3 protein-coding genes are annotated in these 5,018 nt (G+C 63.8%); 1 reads left to right on the plus strand and 2 read right to left on the minus strand.

The features are described from left to right. Positions 1-305: 305 nt before the first annotated feature. On the minus strand, positions 306-1,553 hold the full coding sequence (locus K288_RS0142410) for a multidrug effflux MFS transporter (RefSeq protein WP_027584759.1): 1,248 nt from the start codon (positions 1,551-1,553) through the stop codon (positions 306-308). Positions 1,554-1,913: 360 nt separating this feature from the next. Between K288_RS0142410 and K288_RS0142420 the strand changes: the two genes are divergently transcribed. Continuing rightward, positions 1,914-2,747: a DUF1194 domain-containing protein gene (locus K288_RS0142420; protein WP_027584760.1), complete on the plus strand. Its 834-nt coding sequence runs from the start codon at positions 1,914-1,916 to the stop codon at positions 2,745-2,747. A 222-nt stretch (positions 2,748-2,969) separates the two neighbouring features. On the opposite strand, the gene K288_RS0142425 is transcribed toward K288_RS0142420, so the two are convergent. After that, positions 2,970-4,706, minus strand: a complete 1,737-nt coding sequence (locus tag K288_RS0142425) for an ABC transporter permease subunit (RefSeq protein ID WP_027584761.1) — start codon at positions 4,704-4,706, stop codon at positions 2,970-2,972. Positions 4,707-5,018 lie beyond the last annotated feature (312 nt).

A 5,018-nucleotide genomic window follows, 5' to 3' on the forward strand; every position in this document is an offset into this window, starting at 1 on the left:
CATCCGTCTCAAGATCAAACGTGCCGGCTGGGACGATGCTTTCCTCATGCAGCTCCTCAGCCATATGCGATAGCCCTGCGCTTGCGGGGGAGGGCCGGGGTGGGGGTGTCTCCGCATTGGGACTCCCCGAGTGGAGAGAGCCCTCACCCGGCGCTTACGCCATAGCCGAAGCTCTGCTTCGGCGTTTTTTAGAAACTGCCGCCGAAAGGCGGCCTACGCCTCTCCCGCAAGCGGGAGAGGTGAACACGCGGACAGACTGATTCGACCAAAGCGCATCAGCCCTAGTCCGCCTGCGAACGGCGCAACTACATCGTCGTGTGATGCGGCTTGAACAGCCGGCCCTTTTCCGTCACGGCCGCGGCGGCAAGCGCCGCCAGCGCGCAGAGGAAGAAGCCGGTCGAAAACGGCAGCAGCGTGCCGTCATAGCTCTGGCCGATCACCATGCCGACGCCGATCGCGAGCAATGTCGTGATCGATCCGTAAAGCGACGAGGCGGTGCCTGCGATGTGGCCGTGCGGCTCCATGGCAAGCGCCGTGAAGTTCGCCATCATCAGGCCGAAGGTGAACATCATCAGCGCCGACAGCAGCATGAACAACGGCAACGGCAGCATCTGCAGCTTGACCGCCACCAGCATGGCCGCGGCAACCAGGAGAAATCCCACCAATGCGCCGTGCGAGATCACGCGCATGCCGAGGCGCCCGACGATGCGGGAGTTGAGAAAGCCGGCGATGGCGACGCCGGTCGCGATCGCGGCGAATGCGAGCGGGAAATAATGGCCGAGCCGGTAGACATCGGTGAACACCTGCTGCGAGGAGAACACGAAGACGAACATCGCGCCCCATACGCCGCCGCACGCCAGCGCATAGCCCAGCGTCTGGCGGTTGCTGATGGTCTGCCGGAAGGCGGCAAGCACCTCGCCAGGCTGAAGCGATTTCCGTTGCTCCGCCGGCAGCGTTTCCGGCATGCGCAGCGCGCTCCATATCAGCGCGATCACCCCGTACAGCATCAGCACAACGAAAATGCCGCGCCACTGCGTCAGCAGCAGCACTGCCTGGCCGAGCGACGGCGCGACCACGGGCACCGCGATGAAGACCATCATCGCGAGCGACATCACGCTCGCCATGCGCCTTCCGGCGTAGCAGTCGCGCACGATCGAGGTGGCGATGACGCGCGTCGCCGACGTGCCGAGGCCCTGCAGCGCGCGCGCCAATAGCAACGTTTCGAAGGATGACGCCGCGATCGCAAGCAGGCTCGCGACACCGTACACGGCCATGCCGCCCAGCAGCACCGGGCGGCGACCGAAGCGATCCGACAATGGGCCCATCACGAACTGTCCGACGCCGAAGCCGATCAGGAAGGTCGACAGCACCATCTGCGCATGATTGGCGTCGGCAATCTGGAATGCGGCGCCGATGCTTGGCAGCGCCGGCAGCATCATGTCCATCGCCAGCGGGTTCAGCGCCATGATCGATGCGATCGCAACCACGAATTCGGGGAAGCCCATCGGGCGGTGGCCTGACGATACCCAGGCTTCGGCATTGATTTCAGACACGCGGCCTCCTCTTGCGGAGGCGCAATCTATCGGCGGTGTTGCAACGCACAATCCCGTGTTTCGGAATGGGGGCCCAGCGGTTCCGGACGGGTTAGGCAAGGCGGCGCGCTTTTGGGCAGTCGCGGCTCGGCGAATTCCGGGATGTGGACACCGAGTCGCCAATCTCTCCGCTTTGCCCTGCCAAACTTGCGTGTCACCATCGCATCGAGGCCCGAGCATGATCTCGAAAAGTGGAAACCGGTTTTCCCTCGCGACAAACGCGAAGCGTTTGCGCAGGACGATCATGCGCAAACCAAAGAGCTAAAGCGGGATGACGATTCGTAGAAAAGTCATCGCGCTTTAGGGATCAAGGAGTCCGCGATGCGATGGTGCATCTCGATCGCAGCGGTGCTGGCTATCGGCATCCTCGCCGGCGCCGCGGGTGCTGCAGCGCCTGGTCAGCCACCGGCACGTGCCGACCGGCAAGGCCCGCCTTCCGTGGACATCGAGCTCATCATTGCGGTCGATGTCTCCTATTCCATGGATACGGACGAGCTCGCGGTGCAGCGCGAGGGCTATGCCCAGGCCATCGTTTCCAGGGAATTCCTGCAGGCGCTGAGGGGAGGCCCGAACGGAAAGATCGCCGTGACCTACTTCGAATGGTCGGCGTCCAACGACCAACGGGTGATCATTCCCTGGCGGGTGATCGACGGCCCTGAGACGGCTGACGCCGTCGCCGGTGAAATCATGCGGGCGCCGATCCGGCGCGGATCGCGCACCTCTATTTCGGGCGCCATCCTGTTCGGGATGCCGCTGTTCGACGAGGACCCTAACCGCGGCTTGCGGCGTGTCATCGACATTTCCGGCGACGGCCCCAACAACAACGGACCACCTGTCACGCCCGTTCGCGACCAGGCGCTCGCGAAAGGCATCGTCATCAACGGCCTGCCGATCATGATCAAGGAGCCGTCCCATTCGATGATGGATATCGACAATCTCGATTGGTACTACGAGGATTGCGTCATCGGCGGGCCCGGCTCCTTCGTCGTGGCAATCAAGGATCGCGAAAGATTCAAGGAAGCCATTCGCGCCAAGCTGGTGCTCGAAGTGGCCGGACATAGTCCCGAGCACAAGGTCATTCCCGCCGCCGAGAAGGAGCCAAGGATCGATTGCCAGGTCGGCGAAAAGCTCTGGGATGACCGTTGGGGACGCTAGTTAGGGCGATGAGCCGATCAGGCTGAATCTTCACCTCTCCCGCTTGCGGGAGAGGCGTAGGCCGCCTTTCGGCGGCCGTTTCTAAAGAACGCCGAAGCAGAGCTTCGGCTATGGCGTAGCGCCGGGTGAGGGCTCTCTCCACTCGGGGAGTCCCAATGCGGAGGCACCCCCACCCCGGCCCTCCCCCGCAAGCGGGAGAGGGAGCGCAGCTCCCCCAGATTTTCAGCCGAGACGAAGGCGGCGTTCGCCGAAGGCATAGAGCTGCCGCCAGAGCAGGCGATTGAACAGCGTCACCATCACGCACATGACGGCGATGCCGAGCACGACCTTCGGAAAGTCGCCGGCTTCGGTCGCTCGTGCGATATAGGAGCCGAGGCCGATGGCGGTCAGATGGGTGTCGCCCCAGCTTGCGACTTCCGCGACGATCGAAGCGTTCCACGACCCGCCCGACGCGGTGATCGCTCCCGTGACGTAGTAGGGGAAAATGCCGGGCAGGATCACCTTCACCCACCAGCGCCATCCCTTCAGGTGGAAGCTGCCGGCGGCCTCCCGCAAATCGCTCGGGAAGGCGGCGGCGCCCGCGATCACGTTGAACAGGATGTACCACTGGGTGCCGAGGATCATCAGCGGACTGAGCCAGATGTTCGGGCTCAATCCGAAATGCACGATCAGCACGACAAACACCGGAAAGGCGAGGTTGGCCGGGAACGCCGCCAGGAACTGCGCGAGCGGCTGTATGCGCTCGGCGAGTTTCGGCCGCAGTCCGATCCAGACGCCGATCGGCACCCATATCAGCGTCGCCAGCGCGATCAGCACGACCACGCGCGCGAGCGTGACGAAGCCGTATCCGACGGCGGTGGTCACGTCTGACCAGCCGAGTGTGGCGGAGAGATATTGATAGATCTTCCAGGCGGCGTAGCTCGTCACGGCGGCGACCACCGCCACCCATACACCGTCGACGAAGCGCGAGGGTGGGCCGCTCTTGGCTGGCTGCCGCAGCACAGCGGGCATGCTGAGGCGCAGGGTCGAAATGGCCTTGTTCGCGGCGCCGAGCGGATAGGTCAATGCGCGCAGCGCGCGCGTGCGCCGGAACAGATCGAGCATCCAGGACGTCGGTGGCTCGCCGGAGGCGGTCTGCTCAAAGCGGAACTTGTCGGCCCACGCGACGATGGGGCGAAACAGCAGCTGGTCATAGGCGACGATGACGAGAAGCATGGTGGCCAGCGCATAGACGATCGCCGGCAGGTTCTGTTGCTGGATGGCCAGCGCGACATAGGAGCCGACGCCGGGCAAGGTGACCGTCGTGTTGCCGACGGTGATCGCCTCCGATGCCACCACGAAGAACCAGCCGCCGGACATCGACATCATCGCGTTCCAGATCAGGCCGGGCATCGCAAAGGGCACATCGAGACGCCAGAATCGCTGCCAGCCGGACAGGTGAAAGCTTTGCGTCGCTTCCTCGAGATCCTTCGGCACGCTGCGCAGCGACTGGTACATGCTGAAGGTCATGTTCCAGGCCTGGCTGGTGAAGATCGCGAAGACGCAGGCAAGTTCGGCGCCAAGCACCTGCCCCGGAAACAGGTTCATGAAGAACACGACCGTGAAGGTCAGGAAGCCCAGGATCGGCACCGACTGCAGGATGTCGAGCAGCGGGATCAGCACGATCTCCGCGCGCCGGCTCTTGGCGGCGAGCGTGGCGTAGATGAAAGTGAAGATCGTCGAGCAAACGATCGCCAGCAGCATCCGCATCGTGGTCCGCAGCGCGTAGAGCGGAAGATTGCCCGGATCGAGCGTAACAGGCGTATGCTCGAGCTCCGACAGCGGCTCGATCGTCTGGTGCCCGCCATAGACGATCAGCACCAGGACGCCGATCAACAGCAGCAGCGCCACGAGATCCCAGACATTGGGCCGGAGCGAGTTTTGCCCGAGGACGGCGGTGCGGATATCCTGAAACGTCATGTGCCACCCACCTCTGGTCAGAACTCGGCGCGCAGGCGGCCTGGAGGGCCGAACCGTGACCGGCGTTATAGGCGGCGTTCACGACGAACCGATAGTCCAGGCCGGTCGCAAGCTGCCTGAGCCCGGCGTGGCCGAGTCGCGCTCGGACGAATTTCGCGAACTATTTCAACATGATTTGGGCCGTCCAGCCCTTCACGCAAAAACATTCCGCTTTCGTCGTCGGGCAAATCAGTGATTTAACTCCGCGCGTCTCACGGCGGATGAGGGGCGGCTCGCGATCGTCACGAACGTTGCGGTGAGATGCGGTGGACG

Source organism: Bradyrhizobium sp. Ai1a-2, from assembly GCF_000426245.1.
Classification (GTDB): Bacteria; Pseudomonadota; Alphaproteobacteria; order Rhizobiales; family Xanthobacteraceae; genus Bradyrhizobium.